Source organism: Moraxella lacunata, assembly GCF_900453205.1.
Classification (GTDB): domain Bacteria; phylum Pseudomonadota; class Gammaproteobacteria; order Pseudomonadales; family Moraxellaceae; genus Moraxella; species Moraxella lacunata_B.
Window position 1 is genome coordinate 484,964 of record NZ_UGQU01000002.1, and the last position, 18,622, is coordinate 503,585.

The 18,622-nt window shown below is 41.7% G+C and carries 13 protein-coding genes and 3 pseudogenes; 7 read left to right on the forward strand and 9 right to left on the reverse strand.

Annotation, left to right across the window (positions count from 1 at the left end; genetic code table 11):
• The first annotated feature begins 226 nt into the window (after positions 1 to 226).
• Positions 227 to 1,072, forward strand: coding sequence for a hypothetical protein (locus tag DX073_RS07790; protein ID WP_147279700.1), 846 nt, complete (start codon positions 227 to 229; stop codon positions 1,070 to 1,072).
• A 1-nt stretch (position 1,073) separates the two neighbouring features.
• Complete coding sequence (locus DX073_RS07795) at positions 1,074 to 1,553, forward strand: putative molybdenum carrier protein (protein WP_115007182.1); 480 nt, start codon at positions 1,074 to 1,076, stop codon at positions 1,551 to 1,553.
• Positions 1,554 to 1,605: 52 nt separating this feature from the next.
• On the opposite strand, the gene DX073_RS07800 is transcribed toward DX073_RS07795, so the two are convergent.
• Together DX073_RS07800 and cysM are read right to left on the reverse strand one after the other, a co-directional pair.
• Complete coding sequence (locus DX073_RS07800; protein WP_115007184.1) at positions 1,606 to 2,376, reverse strand: 3'-5' exonuclease; 771 nt, start codon at positions 2,374 to 2,376, stop codon at positions 1,606 to 1,608.
• A 28-nt stretch (positions 2,377 to 2,404) separates the two neighbouring features.
• Positions 2,405 to 3,292, reverse strand: coding sequence for a cysteine synthase CysM (gene cysM / locus DX073_RS07805; RefSeq protein ID WP_115007186.1), 888 nt, complete (start codon positions 3,290 to 3,292; stop codon positions 2,405 to 2,407).
• A gap of 110 nt (positions 3,293 to 3,402) precedes the next feature.
• Here cysM and DX073_RS07810 point away from each other — a divergent pair, with 110 nt between their 5' ends.
• Entirely contained in the window at positions 3,403 to 6,480 is a 3,078-nt protein-coding gene (locus DX073_RS07810) for an ATP-binding protein (RefSeq protein ID WP_115007188.1), read from the forward strand.
• A gap of 20 nt (positions 6,481 to 6,500) precedes the next feature.
• Positions 6,501 to 7,283, forward strand: a complete 783-nt coding sequence (locus DX073_RS07815) for a crotonase/enoyl-CoA hydratase family protein (RefSeq protein ID WP_115007190.1) — start codon at positions 6,501 to 6,503, stop codon at positions 7,281 to 7,283.
• 353 nt (positions 7,284 to 7,636) lie between these two features.
• Here the strand turns inward: DX073_RS07815 and DX073_RS07820 are convergent, their stop codons facing one another.
• From DX073_RS07820 to DX073_RS07845, 7 genes and pseudogenes are all read right to left on the reverse strand, one after another.
• Positions 7,637 to 8,542 carry a LysR family transcriptional regulator gene (locus DX073_RS07820; RefSeq protein WP_115007192.1) on the reverse strand — a complete coding sequence of 302 codons (906 nt, stop codon included), beginning with the start codon at positions 8,540 to 8,542 and terminating at the stop codon, positions 7,637 to 7,639.
• Position 8,543: 1 nt separating this feature from the next.
• Positions 8,544 to 11,647 (reverse strand): annotated as a pseudogene (locus DX073_RS07825) (type I restriction endonuclease subunit R).
• A 117-nt stretch (positions 11,648 to 11,764) separates the two neighbouring features.
• The gene (locus DX073_RS07830; protein WP_115007194.1) at positions 11,765 to 13,408 is read right to left on the reverse strand and encodes an RNA-binding domain-containing protein; all 1,644 of its coding nucleotides are present in this window, start codon (positions 13,406 to 13,408) and stop codon (positions 11,765 to 11,767) included.
• A gap of 16 nt (positions 13,409 to 13,424) precedes the next feature.
• Positions 13,425 to 13,985, reverse strand: coding sequence for a restriction endonuclease subunit S (locus DX073_RS14715; protein ID WP_472973937.1), 561 nt, complete (start codon positions 13,983 to 13,985; stop codon positions 13,425 to 13,427).
• Positions 13,986 to 14,038: 53 nt separating this feature from the next.
• Complete coding sequence (locus DX073_RS14720) at positions 14,039 to 14,554, reverse strand: restriction endonuclease subunit S (RefSeq protein ID WP_258556909.1); 516 nt, start codon at positions 14,552 to 14,554, stop codon at positions 14,039 to 14,041.
• Between the two features lie 4 nt (positions 14,555 to 14,558).
• A pseudogene (locus tag DX073_RS07840) lies at positions 14,559 to 14,987 on the reverse strand (N-6 DNA methylase); the annotation flags it as partial.
• Positions 14,988 to 15,129: 142 nt separating this feature from the next.
• Positions 15,130 to 16,248: pseudogene (locus DX073_RS07845) on the reverse strand (type I restriction-modification system subunit M); the annotation flags it as partial.
• A 154-nt stretch (positions 16,249 to 16,402) separates the two neighbouring features.
• On the opposite strand from DX073_RS07845, the gene DX073_RS14725 reads away from it, so the two are divergent.
• From DX073_RS14725 to DX073_RS07855, 3 genes are all read left to right on the forward strand, one after another.
• Positions 16,403 to 16,729 carry an oxidoreductase gene (locus DX073_RS14725; protein ID WP_258556910.1) on the forward strand — a complete coding sequence of 109 codons (327 nt, stop codon included), beginning with the start codon at positions 16,403 to 16,405 and terminating at the stop codon, positions 16,727 to 16,729.
• Positions 16,635 to 17,465, forward strand: coding sequence for an oxidoreductase (locus DX073_RS07850; RefSeq protein WP_258556911.1), 831 nt, complete (start codon positions 16,635 to 16,637; stop codon positions 17,463 to 17,465). Before DX073_RS14725 ends, DX073_RS07850 begins: the two co-directional genes overlap by 95 nt.
• 106 nt (positions 17,466 to 17,571) lie before the next feature.
• Complete coding sequence (locus DX073_RS07855; RefSeq protein ID WP_115007199.1) at positions 17,572 to 18,558, forward strand: hypothetical protein; 987 nt, start codon at positions 17,572 to 17,574, stop codon at positions 18,556 to 18,558.
• Positions 18,559 to 18,622 lie beyond the last annotated feature (64 nt).

The following is an 18,622-nucleotide window of genomic DNA, read 5'->3' on the forward strand; positions in this document are numbered from 1 at the left end:
AAAAGCACATACGAAGTGCTTTGGGTAAAGGGCGGTATTATAGCACCTTTTTGGGTGGGGGGAAAGTGGTAAATGGTGGGGGTTTGGGGTATAATGCAATTAAATTCGGTTAGCTTAATGGGATTTAATATGAATTTAAAAAAGACCGCTTTAATTTCGCTTGTGGTAATTGTTGTGATACCCATTGTGTTTTATGCACTATTATTTTTTTTTGGGAATTTTATGTTTGATTGGCGTTTCTTTGGGCTCAGAATTATCGTGTGTTCCTGTTGGTGTTTTGTCAAAAGTTAATGAAAATACTAGGGACAGTATTTTGTTTTATCAAACTCAAAGAAAAATTAAAAATAAAACCGCAGATGAAGTAGATAATTTTCTGTATGCAAAAATGATATGGAAAGAAAAAGATTGGTTGCAATCCGCCCATAAAATCAATCCTAGTATTCCAGAAGATAAATTGGTGGATTTTTATTTAGAGCAATCTGCCAATATGGGCTATCGTGAGGCTATTGGTAGTTATGCTAATAAATTAGCTAGTGATGGCACGCAAGAATTTATACGCGGTTCACACGATAAAGCCAATCAAATGTATAAACAAGCCTTATCACAAGTCAAAACTTTAATCATCAATGACTGTAAAATCAATTCAGACATAGATATTTGGAGTGATTTTTATACCTATAAAGACAGAATGGGGAAAGTGGATAAAAGACTGCTTGATGAGCTTTTCTTTGTTAGGCAAATGGTAAAAGATGAATACTCTTATGAGCCACATAATGACGAAAATATTAAACAGGCAACTTTTATTTATATGTATGATTTGATAAATTGTAATCATATTATGCAAAATAATGGTGGTGTCAATGATTATATTCCTGATACTTATGAAAGATTTTTAATGCATAGAAATGAAAAATCCAGAGTGTTATTATACGCCTTAGAAATCGTTACCAAAAAAGACTTAAATTTACCCAAACCAACCAACGAAAGCGATATACAAAAAGAACAGATATTAAAAGAAAGGGCAATGGCGTTTGCACAAGAATATCAAAATGAGTTTTTAAAAGGAAAATAAAATGACCTTTCCAATCATCATTTCAGGCGGACAAACAGGCGTAGATAGAGGTGCATTGGATGCAGCCTTAAATAAAGGCGTGGCGTGTGGCGGTCATTGCCCAGAGGACAGGCGAGCCGAAGACGGAACAATTGACGACAAATACCCACTCACGCCCCTAGCGGGTGCAAGCTATCGTAAACGCACTCGCCAAAATGTGATAGACAGCGATGCGACTGTGATTATTTATCATACACAAATTGTGCCAAAAGGCGGAACAGAATTGACCCTAAAAACTTGTATCAGCCAAAACAAACCTTATTTGCTCATTGATATGAATGTCTTTTCGGTAGGCATTGCCTCTGATTATATTCTTGATTTTATTAAAAAATATGACATCAAAACCTTAAATTTTGGCGGACCTCGTGGTTCTGGTGTGCCAAGCATTCAAGCCTTTACACAAATGGTGGTGGAGCGGGCGATTGAGAAGTGGGCGGACTAAACAGGCATTTATTTACGCCCACCAAACAAAACCATGCTTAACCGCCCCAATCCTACCGCCATGCCTCCAAAAATTCAGCGTGTCGCACCGCCTCGCCATCTTTGAGCTGTGATAATCTGTCGTGAGTGAGTGCCTCGTACATTGCCACGACATCAGGGGCAAACTTGCCTGTCAAAAGTTGCCAACGCAAGTAGATGAGCCATGTGTTTAGCACATCAGACTCGCAGTAAGTGGCAAGCTTATCCCATTGACCTGCCTTGACCATCGGCACCACCTGTGAGCCGTCCAGACCGCCTTTACCAGCAAAACCGCACAGGCTGGCGATGGTGTCGAGTTTTTGTTTGTTGCCATAGTTGCCCAGCGATAATTTATCCATCAGATCAAGATGTGCCTCGCCGTATTTGTACAGATAATTGGGGGCTTGGCTGTTAAATAGGGTGGGGGCGGAGAGTTTGTGGTGCATGGCACGATACAAGATGACTGGCAAATCAAAGCCCACGCCATTCCATGAGACGAGTGTGGGGGCAGGTTTGTGTTTAAAGGCTCTAAAAAAAGTGGCTAAAATTTCAGATTCACTCATGGTGTTTAGGGCGAGTGATTTTAGGCTAAATGTGTCGCCATTGACCCACAAAAACGACAAACAAGCGATTTTGTGCAAAGGCAGTCTCATAAAAGGATTGCCAGCCTCTGCCTCTCTGATGGCGGTCAGGGCGGTTTGTGCGTCATCATCAGAGAGTGTGGCAATTTCGGGATAGAGCAGTCGCCCTGTGTCAAGGTCAGGTATGGTTTCGATGTCAAAAACCAAAATCGGTGTGGTGGTCATTGTTTTTTCCTTAACATTATCTAACAACTCAAATCCCAAACAGCCCTGTGGAAAGATAGCGGTCGCCTCTATCACAGACGATAAAGACGATGACGGCTTTGGGGTCATCTGCCTTGATTTGTTTGGCAATTTGGTAACTTGCAAAGCCTGCCCCCCCACTTGACACCCCACAAAAAATCCCCTCCACTCGTGCCAAGGCTCGCATATAATTTTCAGCGTCCGTCTGGTCGATGTCCATAATCACATCTACCCAGTTTTTATCAAAAATCTTAGGCAGATATTCTGGCTCCCAACGACGAATACCAGCGATGTTTGAGCCATCAGACGGCTGTAAACCGATGATTTGAATGGCAGGATTTTTCTCTTTTAAAAAGCGAGAGACACCCATAATCGTGCCTGTCGTTCCCATACTGCTGACAAAATGGGTAATCTTACCGCCTGTTTGCTCCCAAATTTCAGGGGCGGTAGTATGGTAGTGAGCAAGCCAGTTGTCATTGTTGTTAAACTGGTCAAGCACCACGCCCTTGCCCTCTGCTTGCATGGCAAGTGCCATATCCCGAGCCGTCTCCATATTATCCGCCTCAATGAGGGTTGCCCCATAAGCACGCATGGCATCTTTTCGCTCTTGGGTGGAGCTGGCTGGCATGATGAGCGTCATCTTATAGCCCATCATCGCCGACACCATTGCAAGGGCAATGTCCGTATTACCGCTTGTGGCTTCGATGAGGGTGTCGCCTGGTTTGATTTGCCCTCGTTTTTGGGCCTCACTTATCATATTAAAGGCAGGTCTGTCTTTGACCGAGCCAGCAGGATTGTTGCCCTCTAATTTGGCAAAAATGTCAGCATGGACATCAGTGCCAAGACGAGTTAAGCGAACAAGAGGGGTATTACCGACAGTGTGGGCGAGTGTTTGCATGATTTTTATCCTAAACTTTTGCTTTATTATAGCATAATTTATCCACCGCTTAATGGCAAAAAATATGCTAAACTAACCGCCAAATTATCACAGCCATGCCCGAAACTCCCATGAAAAAAACCCCTTTTGATTTAAGAAGTGCTTATGGACAACTGGTCATCATCGTTTTTTTGCCGATTGTGATTTTGGCGGTGGTGGGTGGAGGACTTGTCTTTAAAGAGGTGCGAACAGCGAGCCTTGGCGAGCAAGACGCTTTGGCATACAGTGCGTTGTTAAATTATGAAATGGTGCTGACCCGTCATTTTGCCCGTACAGAGGCGATGAGTGATGGTGCGTTGAGCGTGCCTGTGCTTGATGAGTTTTTTCATAAAATTTCGCCCAAGCAAGTGTACCGCATGGCGATTTTTGATGGTAATTACAAACAGCTTGCCAGTTACGGGGGTTATGATGGCGACACGCCCTTTGAGGTGGGGCGACTGCTTGCCAAAGATAATGATTTTGAACGCCAAAAAACCACTTACGGCACAAGCTATGCCAGAGCGATGAGTTTTCATGGCGTGCCTTATTATGTTGTCGTGGAGATGGACAGTGAGTCTTTGACCATCACAGGGTATCGGGTGGTGCTTGCCCTTGCCATCACAGGGCTGATTACCCTGCTTTTGCTACTACTGATTTTAAATATCTACTCAAAACGCTGGATAGCTCCCATTTATGAGATGCGGTTATTTTTACAAAAATTGACCACCGATAATCTCGACAAGCCCATCAAAGCGACCACCGATGGCGAGTTTTCGTTATTACAAAGGGATTTTGTGCAGGCGATGAGGCGATTGTCGGCAAGTTTTAATGAGCTAAAAACCCACGCCAATGAAACCGAACAGGATTTACAACACGCCCTAGATGAGATGGAAATGCAAGCCATCTCTATCCGTCAAGCAAGAGATGTGGCGGTGTCATCAAGCCATGCCAAATCAGCATTTTTGGCAAACATCAGCCATGAGCTTCGTACCCCCTTAAACAGCATTGATGGTTTTATCAATCTTTTGGCAAGAAATGAGGGCTTGACCAGCGAGCAGACTTTGTATGTCCAAACCATCAAAAAATCCTCCGCCCACTTGCTTGCTCTTGTCAATGATGTGCTGGATTTTTCAAAGTTGGAGGCAAATAAACTTGTGCTAGACAGTCATGAGTTTGACCTATATGCCGCCATCTATGATGTGGTGGACATGCTCTCGCCGATGGCACTTGAAAAGCATTTGCGTCTGTCGGTGCTGTTTTATCATGATGTGCCAAGCCGTGTGGTGGGGGATAGTTTGCGTGTCAAACAAATCCTAACCAATCTCGTTGGCAATGCCATCAAGTTCACTGATACAGGGGGCGTGGTGGTGCGTGTGGGTCTGTCCGATGACAATGATGGCTATCTAAACATCAGCGTTGAAGACACAGGCAAAGGCGTGTCCGATGATGACAAAGCATCGCTGTTTAAAAGTTTTAGCCAAGGCGATTTGTCAGTGACCCGTCGTTATGGCGGAACGGGGCTGGGGCTTGTGATTAGTAAACAGCTGACCGAGCTGATGGGCGGAACGATAGGTTTTTATGACAATAACAGCGAAAACATCGCCAAGACAGGGGCGACGTTTTGGTTTGAGATGCCCATTCATCTAGGTGGTGCAAGCGTGCAGGCTCCTGATGAGGCAGATACCGATGACGATTTATACAGCCTAACAAAACTTGCCCCAACCAAACTGTTGGTGTGGATAAACCACGCCCCCGCCATCCAAGTGCTAAAAGCAACCTTGGCAGGGTCGGACGTGGACGTGCATTTCGCCATCGGCTTTGCCGATTTGTTAGAACAGCTAGACAAGACAGGGCATGGCTTTGATTGGGTGATTGTGGATTATTTTGGGCAGGATGCGTCCTTGGATGACGTCGGTGCCATCCTTCGCCAAATCCGCTCTCGCTATCAGGGCAAACTGTCCGCCTATGGCTATCAAGTGGGCATGGACAACGCCCTACTGGACAAATACCAAACGCACGCACTCTACGAACCCATGAACAAACGCCAACTCATCGCCATGCTCGCCGATGACAAGCCCATGCAGGATACCCCCATCAGTAAATTCTCGGGTCATCGGGTGCTGGCAGTGGACGACCATCCGCCCAACCTGCTCGTGCTAGAAGCCTTGCTTGGCGAGCTTGACGTGGCAGTCATCACCGCCCATAATGGCTTTGATGCCATCGAGACCATGACCCGTGCCATCAGCATGGGCGAGCGGATTGATTTGATTTTTATGGACATTCAAATGCCCAGAATGTCAGGGTTAGAAGCGAGTATCCAAATCCGCAAAATCGAAGAGAGCCACAACCGCCCCCCCATCCCCATCATCGCCCTAACCGCCCACGGTCTGTCTGATGAAAAAGAGCGACTGGTGTCGGCAGGTATGAGCGACTATGTCGGTAAACCCATCGGGCATGAACAGCTGGTGCAGACGCTCTCACGCTGGCTTGGCGAGTCGGGCAGACCTGTGCTTGCCCCCACAGACGGCACGCCCAACTTTGCAGGTACGCCCTATGGCAAGATGGGCGAGATGAGCGAACTGACGGGCGATGACATGGGTGACGGCACAGATAAAGACACAAATAAAGGCATGGATAAAGGCGTGGATGACAATGGGCTAACCCCCCAACAGAGCAAGCACGCCCATAAAGTTGATAAAGCCAAACCCACCCTGCTTGACATCGACTGGGCGGACGCATTGGCACGCTCTGCCAACAAAGACGACCTTGCCAAAACCTTACTCTCACTACTTATTGAGAGCAGCGAGAGCGAAAAGCTCGCCCTAGAACGAGCATGGGCAGACAGAGACAGGGTTGCCCTTGCTGACATCACACATCGGTTGGTCGGGGGCAGTCGCTACACGGGCGTGCCACGCCTTAGAGCCACGGCAGAAGACTTTGAACAAAAGTGCCGTGCCAATTTGGACGACACATCAGCAGGGCAATTCATCAGCATTCGCCCCAGTTACCGCTCACTCATCGATGCCCTAGAAAGTCTTGAAAATATTGACATCGAAGACTTTTTGGCAAATGGAGTGAAGAACTCATCCACCCCTGAATCAATACCTGAATCAACACCTAAGTCGGGCGGTCATGACGATGAAGACACCCTACCTTGGAAAATGGTATAAAGCACAGCAAAGGAGAGCCCATGCAAACACTCACGCTAAGCCATGATAACCACACCGCCATCATTACCTTATCTCGTCCCCACAAAAAGAACGCCATGGACTTTGTGATGATGCAAGAGTTAATCAAGACCGCACGCCACATCAAGGCGGACAAATCAGTGCGTGCCGTCATCATCACGGGCGGGACGGATTTTTGTAGTGGACTGGACTTGGCGGTGTTTGGCTCGCCCAAGAACATGATTTTTGCCACCAAAGAGCTGATAAAGCCAGCCCCCAGCTTGTTTCAAAAGGTGTGCCTAATTTGGCAGAGCCTGCCTGTACCAGTGATTGCCGTGGTCGATGGTGTGTGCCTTGGGGCAGGGTTACAGCTTGCCATGGGGGCGGATGTGCGTATCAGCCACCCATCGGCGACATGGTCGGTACTTGAAGCCAAATGGGGACTGGTCGCTGACATGGGGCTAACCCGTCTTGCCAGAGATGTCGGCAAGGATAAGCTAAAAGAGCTTGCCATGTCTGCTCGCCTGCTTGATGCCGAGACTGCTTACGACTACGGACTCATCACTCATATAGATGATGAGCCGATGGCACGTGCCAAAGCCCTAGTCGATGAGATTGCCACTCGCTCGCCTGATGCGATACTGGCAAGCAAACGCCTCATCAATCGCATGCACCCAAGCGACCATCTGACCTTATACCAAGAAAAACTGTGGCAGTTAAAACTCTTTGCCAGTCATAACCGCAAACTTGCCATCAAAAAAGCCAAAGACACGGCGGTGGCGTTTCGGGACAGGCAGTGGGGTTAATCATCAACGCCAATATAACAGTAGATAGAAATCTCATCTACAAACAGTAGAAAGGGCGTGCCTGCCTTTTGTATTTGCCATGAAAAATGCCTGTTTAAAAAAGCAGGGGAATTGTCCGTTTTTCAAGGAAAAAAACGCAGGTTGTGAGTTTTTATCAAGCAAGTTTCTGGCGATGAAAAGTAATCTAACCACTTGACTGGGTAAATTTTAAGAGTTTTAATTTAATTTTTTAAATTAAGTGGTCGGATAGTCATTTTTCATGCAAAACATCATTTTACTTCTATAAAATTTCTAAACATTAAATTGTATTATAAAAGTTTGGCACGCCCTAATCAAATTCCACTAATATGCTATTAATGTTCAACACCCCCAATCACATCAAGCACAACCCCCCGAAGCCAACGATGAGCCATATCCTGTTCGGTGCGTTCGTGCCACGTCATCATTATGGTAAAGCCGTCAATATTTATGGGCGGATTTTGCAGGCGGACGTTTGGCAGGGTTTGGGCAAGATGTTTGGGCAACACCGCCACCAAATCCGAGTCATTCAAAAGCTGTGGCAACAGCGAGATGTGATCAACCGACACCATCACTTTGCGTTTTCGCCCCAATTTTTGTAGGGCAATGTCGGTTGCTCCACTAAACTCACCACCATTGTACGACAGCATGGCAAAGGGCAATTCACAAAACTCATCAAGCGTCAAAGCGGTGTCTGCCATGGGGTGTGTTTTGCTCATCGTACAGACGTAGCTTTCTTTATACAGTAGGGTTTGGGGCATATCGTCTGTGATGTGGTGTTGCCCAACCAGTGCCAAATCAATTTTATTTTGTTCAAATAAAGTTTTAATATTTTGCCCTTGTACGGGCAATAATGCCACTTGCACATTGGGGGCAAGCCGTCTTAATTTTAAAATCAAGGGGACGACAATAATCGCTTGCACATAATCGGTCGCCCCAATCCGCAATGTCATCGCCAAATTTTCAGGTTCTAAAATGGGCGGTTGTAACATTGAATTAATATCAGTTAAGATTTGCCGTGCGATTTTGCCAAGTTCTAATGCTCTATCGGTCGGTTGCATTCCGTGCTGAACTCGGACAAATAAGGGGTCATTAAAACTTATCCGTAAGCGATTTAAAATCCCACTCATCGCAGGTTGAGTAACGGAGAGTCTTTGTGCCGAACGGCTGACATTGCATTCGTCTAATAATACGACAAAGGCTTTTAATAAATTTAGGTCAAGTTTGCGAAGGTCGGTCATATTACACCTCTCCTCCAATTCCTTTAAATTTTTCCACAAACGCCGCAATTTTCTGAAAAATACTTTGTTTGGCGGTCAAATAATTGGGATTGAGCGGACTCATTTTGGGCAATACTGCATTTAAATCCGTACCGTTTTCGCTGGCATATTCTCGTTTGAGTGAAGTCATTAAATAGCGTCTGGCAGCCTCTGTATTTAAATTATTTTCGCTAATCAGTTCATCGGCTTCGCGTTTTTGTTCGCTTTGGGCAAATTCATAAAACTCACCAATAATACTTGGCTTATCAGGAATGCTATCCAAATCCGCTTGATTAATAAAATCCACCACCAAACTTTCTTTGGCACGATTACTGATGCTTGCCCGAATGGTACGGCGAATTTCTTCTACCAATGCCGTCTTATCTTTGATTTTTTTGTGATGGTCAAAAATAAGTTCCAAAATATAATCCAAATTAATCTCTTGCGATTTTAATAAATCCACTTCAAAAACCACATCGTCCCAATCAATTTGGCTTTGATTTTGGTTTTCTGTCGCTTTTTGCTGACGAAGCCAATCACGAATGTCATTATAAGTAGAACGATAATCTTGCACCACTCGCTCAGATGGCATTGGTATGGTTTGCATTGTAGCAAAATCATCATCGCTTAATTGAAATTTGGTTTTAAATTCCGTTACCGCAGTTTCATTATCCAAATCAATTGTTTGTATTTCTTTGAGTGCAGTAAATTCATCATAATTTTGCAAAATATTTTCGGCACGCAAATACTCACCAAATAATTTGGCAAATTCTTTTTTGTCTTTTTCGGTTTCTATTTTTTCAGGGTCGGGGAATCGTTCATTTAATTCCTTGACAACTTCCAAATAACCCCGCCGAGCCTCGCCTGTTTGGCTATCGGTATAGCCCTGCATATATTCTTGATAGCTTTTTTCCAATACCACATTTTTGGTATTTTTATCACCAAATAAAGTAATGGCGTCAATGGTGGCTTGTTCCAAATCACGGAAAGTTACGATATTTCCAAAAGATTTGGTGGCATCATAAATACGATTGGTGCGTGAATAGGCTTGCATTAAACCGTGATAACGCAAATTCTTATCCACAAATAAAGTGTTTAAAGTCGGTGCATCAAACCCTGTTAAAAACATACCAACCACAATCAATAAATCAATGTCTTGATTTTTTACGCGTTTGGCTAAATCACGATAATAATTTTGAAATTCACGACTTTCTACGCTGTAATTGCTTTGAAATAGAGCGTTATAATCATTAATCGCAGCCTGCAAAAACTCTTTGGCACTGCTATTCATTGCCGTTAATTCAAAGCCCTCATCTTCAATATCGCCAACCGCATCTTGGGCTTCATTGGCAGAAAATGAAAAAATGGTCGCTATTTTTAAAGGTTTTTCTTGGTCTTTTTGCAATTCTTTAAAAGCCTCATAATAGGCTTTGGCGGCATCAACTGAACTTACCGCAAACATTGCATTAAAGCCTTTGCCACCTGCATTCAAACGGTGGGTTTTGTGTTTAAAATTATCCAAAATATATTGGCTGATTTTGGTAATTCGCTCGGGGTGTAAAAGTGCTTGCTTGGTTTCAAATGCCGATAATTTATTTAAATCTTGTTCGCTCTCGATGGATTTGAATTGTGGGCGAACATCATTATAATCCACTTTAAATTTTAAAACTTTTTCATCACGAATGGCATCGGTAATCACATAAGAATGCAATTGACGACCAAACACCGAAGCGGTCGTTTCTGCCCCCAAAGCATTTTGTGGAAAAATAGGCGTGCCTGTAAAGCCAAATTGACAAAACTTTTTGAATTTTTTATTTAAATTCTTTTGTGCTTCGCCAAATTGTGAGCGATGACATTCATCAAAAATAAACACCACTTGTTTTTGATAAATTGGTAAATTATCTTCCGATTTCATCAAATTATTAAGTTTTTGAATGGTGGTTACAATAATTTTATTATCGTCTTTTTCTATATTGCGTTTGAGTCCTGCGGTACTTTCCGAGCCATTCACACTATCAGGCGAAAAGCGTTGGTATTCTTTCATTGTTTGATAATCCAAATTTTTCTATCCACCACAAAAAAGACTTTATCAATAAATTCCAACTCTGTCGCCAAACGAGCCGCCTTAAAACTGGTTAAAGTTTTTCCCGAACCTGTGGTATGCCAAATAAAACCACCGCTCTCGGTATTGCTCCAATTTTTGCTTTGTGCCGAACTTTGAATTTTCCATAAAATGCGTTCTACGGCGGCAATTTGATAAGGTCGCATAATCAAAAGCGTATCACTAACATCAAACACCGAATAATTTAATAGCACATTTAATAATGTGTTTTTTTGAAAAAAAGTGGCGGTAAAATCCTTTAAATCTTTAATTAGTGTATTATCCGAGCGAGCCCAATTCATTGTAAAATCAAAGCTGTTTTTGTCGCGTTTGGTGGTATTGGCAAAATAACGGGTATCTGTACCATTACTAATGACAAAAATTTGTAAGAATTTAAATAACGAATTATCCGAATTAAAACTCTCTTTGCTATAACGATGTACCTGATTAAAGGCTTCACGAATGGCAACGCCTCGTTTTTTGAGTTCAATTTGAATCAAAGGCAAGCCATTGACCAAAATCGTAACATCATAGCGGTTTTTGTGATTGCCTGTTTGTTCAAATTGATTGATGACTTGTACAAAATTGCGGGCAATGTTCTTTTTGTCCAGCAAATAAATATTTTGGATATGTCCATCATCAAAGACAAAATCACAAATATAATCATCGTGAATTTTACGGGTTTTTTGGATAATATTTTCGGACGGCACATCCAAATATTCTGCGACAAAACGCTCCCATTCTTTATCCGAAAAAGCCATTTGATTGAGTTTTTGTAATTGCTCACGCACATTTGCCAATAGTTTGGCTTGGCTGTTTAAATCACGGCGATATTCATAACCTTGATTGATTAAATCTTCAATCAATTCTTTTTCCAAAGCACTTTCGCTTTGATAACTGGCACCCGATTGGTCAATTTTTTCGTATTTGTCCAAAACAATAAAATGATTGGTTTCGGTAATGGGGGTGGTTTGGGTGGTGGTCATTGCCTTACTCGCTAAGTTCGTCTAAGTTCGTCTAAGTTCGTCTAAGTTCGTCTAAGTTCGTCTAAGTTCGTCTAAGTTCGTCTAAGTTCGTCTAAGTTCGTCTAAGTTCGTCTAAGTTCACTCATCAGACAACCGCCAAACCTTGTTGATATTATAAATCTTGCCAGCTCGTTTGAGTGCTTGCAGTAAGTTTTTAACCTTATGATGCTTTTGTTCCTCACTTAATCCATCTGGAAATTTTTGGTACAACAATTCCCTAAACTTCTGCGCCCCTGCCTCCGTAAATGTTTGCAAATATTTAATAATCAAGTCTTTATAATACTGGTCGTCAAATGCTGTATGATGCATATAATGAACCTGCTCATCGCTCACCTCAGCGACATCTGCCGAAATACAGTAATTGGGTTTACGACCTTCTATTAATCCTAATTTTTTTAAATTTTTTGCCTGCTCATCGCTAATAGGTAATTTTTTTTGAACTCTATCTAATAGAAAAATATCATACAAACTTAGATCAGGTAAACTTGCTAACTTTTGAGCATAATTAATATCCAAAATTTTACCCTCTATGCTCACTTGTACAGAATCATTTGATAAGTCATAATCAGGCAATGGAAAATAACGCTCTTTTTGCACCAAAAACATCTTTTTGATACCACTACCAATCGTGTCAATCATTTTTAGATTAACCATTGCGTTCGCCAAGAAACGATTGCGATACCGTTCCTCTGGAGCATCGCTACTAATAACCTGCCAAACATCATTTGGAATAAAACGACCTTTATTTTTAAAAACAATGCGACCGCTTTCAAATTCCACTATGCTAATTTTACCACCCAGTTGATAATCTTGATGAGCAATGGCATTATGCAAAGCCTCTCGTATCACAAAACCATCATATTGGTCAATCTCCTCAGGAAATAAAGTGCCTTGTTTAATATAACGATATTTTAGGTTTCTTATTTTGGAGGCTAATTTATCTACATTGAGCAATAACGGACTTCCAAAATGCTGATAATCTTTTTCAATGCCATCTCTATCCTTTAAAATCCATGTCATTGTCGGTGTTGCTGGATTGATTAAAACTTCTGATTCGGGCAATCCAAGCAAAATAATGGCGGTACGAGTAATTTTTCCTTTTATGGTAAGTTTGGCTTTATTTAAAAAGGTTATATTATCCCAACCCTCTATCTCTTGCTTTAAATCAGGGTGTTTTTCTGCATATTTAATGCGTGCAAAAGCGATTGCCTCCATAGACAAATCATCAATACTGGCATTTTCTACAATACCAGCACTCCAATCTGACATATTCTGCTGATTACGAATTTGTTCTATTTTATGCAAATCCAAACTCGTTAATGATTCGCCTTGTCTGGCATAATAATGTCCTTTCCAAGTGGTTGGTATGCCTTTTAAAGCAGGTGGAATTTCAAATAAAACAATTCTTTTCCCTTGATAGTTAAGCGTATATATTTCTTTAAAGCTAATGTTGTTGTTTGTGTTATCCGCAATCATTTTTTTAACTGCCAATAGCTCTTTTTCAGTATTTTTATATCGCGAACCAATAACTTTATGATTGTCTTTAACACCAAATATCAACCAAGCACAATCCAAGCCACGCAAGTTGGCTTCATTACTAAGTGCCGAAAAATATTTTCCCAATTTATCGTCATCAAAACTATTTTGAGCCTCTTTAAATTCAATGACTTCACTTTCAATTTGAGTTAATAGCTCTATCAATTTATTTGCAATATCATTCATATTATTACTTACCTTATTACTCAAACCCCAACAACAACTCCCGATAATATTCATATTGCTTTTGACGCAACTGGATTTCACGGGGCAAACCTTCGCTAATGGAGTGGGTCAGCGTTTCAAATTTATCCAATATCGCTACGATTTGGGTTTGGGTTTCTAGGGGTGGGATTGGGATTTTGTAATCTAAAATCATTTCTTTGCTCCCGCGTGGCATTTTTGCCCCTTTGGCGTGTTGCATATTGTAAGCAAAAAATTTATCATCGGATAAAACTTGATATAAATATCTTGAATTAACAGAATTATCCGTCAAATGAATGACCAAAACATCTCCACTTGCTCCACCATCATTATTGGCTTGCCATATCTTTTTTAAATATGGACGAATATTACCAATCAAAATATCATCTTTAAAATAAGCTGTAACATTACCTTTTTCTGGAATATGATTGGATAGTGTTTTTCCTTGTTTATTTTGCAATAAGTTATCTACACCAACATAATTATTTTCATCAAGATTTTCATAAGAAATACGGCTTTTTGAATAATGAGCAATCTCCCCCAAACTTTTCCATTCCACATTATCGGAAAAATTTAATAATTTATCACGATAGTATTGATATTGCTTAACTCTTAGGTTAGCTCGGCGGTTAGCTCGGCGGTTACGGCGGTAAATGCGTCCAAAATTTGGGCGATTTTTTGTTGAATTTCTAGGGGTGGGATTGGGATTTTTACCTTTTCCATTTGATTGCTCATCAATTTTGGATTTCCCATTCCTGAATACACATATTTTTTAGCTTCAATACAAAGCCAATGATAAATAAATTTGTAATTTAGTTGATTATTGTTATTTAAAATAATTAAACCGCAAACATTTGTTATGGAAAATTTTCCGTTACGATAAAAAACCGTTCCAGCATTCGCACCGTCTGTTGTCCAAGTAACGAATTCCCCTTCAAAATCAAAAGTATTGATTTTGCCAATCTCGCCATTATTTGCTGTTTGAGAGCTGTAAACAGGGTAGTTTCCTTTGTTATCCGCCAAATATTCTTTTGACATAACTCGCCCACGCTTTAATTCAGCTACTTCCCCCAAAGTTTTCCATTCCACTGATTGCTCATTTAAGAGATTTTTAATAAAGGTGTGCATTATTTTACTCCATTTCAATCTGTGCAATAATGTCATCAATACTTTGGCGTAAAGTGCTAATTTTACTGACCGTTTGGCGGATTTCTTCATTTAATACCGCAATATCAATCACTTCTCTGGTGTCTTCGGCTTCTACATAGCTGGATACAGACAGATTATAATCATTGCTTGCAATTTGATTATTATCAATATTAGCACTTTGATGAGCGATTTCACTTTTTTCGGCAAAGATTTGGAGAATTTTTTCAATATGCTCATCGGTCAAAACATTATTATTGGTTTCTTTTTTAAATAATTTACTGGCATCAATAAATTGAATTTGATTGTTTGTTTTGTGTTTGGACAATACCAAAATATTGACCGCAATGCTTGTCCCAAAAAATAAATTGGGGGCAAGGGCAATCACCGTTTCTACAAAATTATTATCAACCAAATGGTATTGTTAATTGAGTATACTTTTCTAGAAAGCCGTTCGTGGTGAGCTTGTCGAACCATAACGGTTTTCCTAGACTTCGACAAGCTCAGTCCGAACGGAAAACCTTAAAATCTATCTTTATTTAACAATACCCAACCAAATATTTGCGGATTTTTTGTTCTGCTCCACCACGATAAAAAATCCCTGGAAAAGTAACAATTGCCGCCCGCCCTTTGGCAGATAAATAATTTAAAGCGTGCATAATAAAAGCAAAATCGGCTTTGGATTTTGGAGCGAGTACGCCAGCAGGGGCAAAACGGTCATCATTGATTAAGGTGGGGTCGTCCGAGCCAATCCAATTAATCGAATAAGGCGGATTGGACACAATGGCATCAAAAGGCTTACCATCGCCAAATTCAGGAGAAAGTAGGGTATCGCCCAATGCAATTTCAAACTTGTCGTAATTGATATTGTGCAAAAACATATTCATACGGGCAAGGTTATAAGTGGTGTGATTGATTTCTTGCCCAAAAAATCCGTCTTCAATTATGTGTTCGTCAAATTGTTTTTTGGCTTGTAATAATAATGAGCCAGAACCACAAGCAGGGTCATAGATTTTATTAATGCTGGTTTGACCGTGTAAAGCCAATTGGGCAATTAATTTAGAAACATTTTGTGGGGTAAAAAATTCACCGCCAGATTTGCCTGCATTGGCGGCATAATTGGAAATCAAAAATTCATAAGCATCGCCAAACAAATCAATTTGATTGTTTTTAAAATCGCCAAAATTGAGTTCCGCCACGCCCTTTAAAACAGACGCTAAGCGTTTGTTTTTATCGGCAACGGTATTACCCAAACGGTTTGAGGTGGTATCAAAATCGGCAAATAAGCCTTTGATGTCGCGTTCAGAATCAAAGCCATTGGCGGACGATTCAATAGCATCAAAAATGGCTTTTAAATCGGTATTGAGATTGGGATTGTCGTTGGCATTTTTGGCGACATTTTCAAATAATTGGCTAGGGTAAATAAAATAGCCTTTGGTTTTAATGGTGTCTTCTTTGATTTGTGCCAAAATCGGGCTATCATCTGGAAAACTGGCATAATGAACGCTGTCATCGCCTGCTTCAATATAGGCACAGAAATTTTCGCTGATAAAGCGGTAAAATAAAGTGCCCAAAACATATTGTTTAAAGTCCCAACCGTCAATAGAGCCTCGTACTTCGTTGGCGATTTGCCAAATACGGCGGTGCAGTTCGGCGCGTTGTTGTTGTGCGGTCATCGTTTTTCCTTGCTTGCGTAAAAGGTGATATAGGCAGTGAAATACTTTTGCCACTATCAATGAGCATTATATCTAATTATCAAAATAATCAATTTGAAATGATAGCACATTTTCTCTAAAATATCATCATTTTAAACCGATTAGGAAACGAACAATGGCAAAAATCCGCAACCTTTTTACCCCCTTTTACCTTAAAAATCTTGAACTCAAAAACCGCGTGGTTATGCCCCCAATGTGCCAATATTCTGCCACAGACGGTGTGCCAAACGATTGGCATTTGGTGCATTACACCAGCCGAGCGGTGGGCGGTGTGGGCTTAATTATCGTTGAGATGACCAATGTTGCCCCAAACGGTCGTATTAGCCCAAACTGCTTGGGGTTGTGGAATGATGAGCAACAGCACGCCTTTAAAAAAAATCGTGGACAGCGTTCACGCACAAGGGGCAAAAATCGGCATTCAAATCGCCCACGCAGGTCGTAAAGCCCAAGATGAGCCAAATGCTGTTGCCCCGTCCGCCATTCATTATGGCGAGTTGGATTATGCTGGGCAAAATCTCATCACACCAAGAGAATTGACCACAGCCGAAGTCAAAGACTTGGTGCAAGCCTTTGCCGATTCAGTCAAACGAGCGGTGGAGGCAGGTTTTGATACCATTGAAATTCACGCTGCACACGGTTATTTGATTCATCAATTTTATTCGCCAAAATCCAATACTCGCACCGATGAATACGGTCAAGATAAAGCGCTTTTTGGTGTGGAAATCATTGCTGCTGCCAAAGCGGTAATGCCTGCCGATATGCCTTTAATCGTGCGAATTTCTGCCCAAGAATATGGCAAAGACGGCTTTGACAGCGATTATGGCGTAGAAATTGCCAAGCGTTTTGCAGACGCAGGGGCGGATGTGTTTGATGTCAGCGGTGGTGGCGATGGCGTACTCGTTAAGGGCAATCACCCTGAATTTTATGCAGGCTATCAAGTGGATTTGGCTCGTAAAGTCAAACACGCAACTAACAAGCCCGTGATTGCGGTCGGTATGCTGGATAACTCTGCCGTTGCCGATCATGTGCTGGGCGTGGGCGATGCCGATTTGGTGGCGGTCGGTCGTGGGCTTTTGCGAGACCCGTATTGGGTGCTAAACGCTCAATATCAGCAAAATGGCTCGGACAGTAGCGAAATGCAGTTTGTACCAAGACAATATGTGCGTGGGTTTATGTGATTTTGCTTGATAAAATACCGTTCAAATTGAGAGATTTGAGCGGTGTTTTTTATGGAATATGATATAATATTTTATATTTTTGATAACTCAAATAAAAAGGTAAATGATGACTTACGCACCCATCGCAATACTATCATTACTGCCTATATTGGCATTTGCCGAAGTGTCTGCCGAACAAGCCCGCGCAGAGCGTGAACGCCAGTGGCAAGCCGCATACGAACGCGAAATGGCACAGCAATTCCCAACCTTAGAGCAAGAAACCACCTTGGCAGGCATTACGATGCCCGCAGGTACGAAGTTGGGGTTACTTAGCAAATACAGCGTAGGCGAAGAAGCGGTCAAGCCTGAATATTTTGAAACAGCCGAGTTTCCACAAGCGGTGATTTGGCGGGGGTTGCCGCTAAAATCCATCAATCGCCGTTTGCAAAGTTCGCATTGTTTTGAACGGCACAATTTTGATTTTGATATGTGCGAAACCCTGCCTGAAAAAGAGCGTGAAATACAAATTCATTGGGGTTGGCATTTGGATACCGTATTGGCACAACCCAGTAAAATCAATGGTTTTACTTGTAAAGACGAAGTGCATTGGAAACGCCCCGAAGTCCTAAAACCCTACCCAATGGATAAAGTGCCATATATATCTGCCGAACAGTCTGCACCCGAATTTGTGTTTGACATGTGTGTATTGGCAGAAGGCAATGAATTTCAAAGCAAAAATGGCGAATTGAGTTTCAGGCTGCCTGAAAAAAGCCGCATTTTCCGCACGCGTTTTATGGGTAACAGTTTGCCAGATATGTGGACAGGCAATGATTATGGCGATACCTTATCTTTTAATTTGTTTGATTTAGAATCGGTAACTTGGTATTTGGATTTACAAAGTCGTGATTTATACGCCGCATCAGGCACGATCATAAAAGGTTCGCCAAGCTGTCCGCTTGCCCCCAAAACTTATGTTGAATGGGATTTTAATCAGCCCGAAACGCTAAAAGTTTACAGCAAAACATCTGTTTTACAATGTGGTAACTTCAAAATTGAAATGCTGAAAAATCCGCCACAGTCAATAGAGTTGGAGTTTATACATATGGAAGTATGACAAATGTATTTTTAGACAGCCGAAAAAACCCATTTATCATTTCAAATAATACCTACCTATCAAA

Excerpts from the sequence above, each read along its gene's own strand:
- DX073_RS07815 (WP_115007190.1), top strand. The coding sequence starts at position 6,501 with ATGCAAACACTCACGCTAAGCCATGATAACCACACCGCCATCATTACC.
- cysM (WP_115007186.1), bottom strand. The coding sequence starts at position 3,292 with ATGCAAACACTCGCCCACACTGTCGGTAATACCCCTCTTGTTCGCTTA.
- DX073_RS07820 (WP_115007192.1), bottom strand. The coding sequence starts at position 8,542 with ATGACCGACCTTCGCAAACTTGACCTAAATTTATTAAAAGCCTTTGTC.
- DX073_RS07850 (WP_258556911.1), top strand. The coding sequence starts at position 16,635 with ATGATGAGCAACAGCACGCCTTTAAAAAAAATCGTGGACAGCGTTCAC.
- DX073_RS07810 (WP_115007188.1), top strand. The coding sequence starts at position 3,403 with ATGAAAAAAACCCCTTTTGATTTAAGAAGTGCTTATGGACAACTGGTC.
- DX073_RS14720 (WP_258556909.1), bottom strand. The coding sequence starts at position 14,554 with ATGCACACCTTTATTAAAAATCTCTTAAATGAGCAATCAGTGGAATGG.
- DX073_RS14725 (WP_258556910.1), top strand. The coding sequence starts at position 16,403 with ATGGCAAAAATCCGCAACCTTTTTACCCCCTTTTACCTTAAAAATCTT.
- DX073_RS07795 (WP_115007182.1), top strand. The coding sequence starts at position 1,074 with ATGACCTTTCCAATCATCATTTCAGGCGGACAAACAGGCGTAGATAGA.
- DX073_RS07800 (WP_115007184.1), bottom strand. The coding sequence starts at position 2,376 with ATGACCACCACACCGATTTTGGTTTTTGACATCGAAACCATACCTGAC.
- DX073_RS07855 (WP_115007199.1), top strand. The coding sequence starts at position 17,572 with ATGACTTACGCACCCATCGCAATACTATCATTACTGCCTATATTGGCA.
- DX073_RS07830 (WP_115007194.1), bottom strand. The coding sequence starts at position 13,408 with ATGAATGATATTGCAAATAAATTGATAGAGCTATTAACTCAAATTGAA.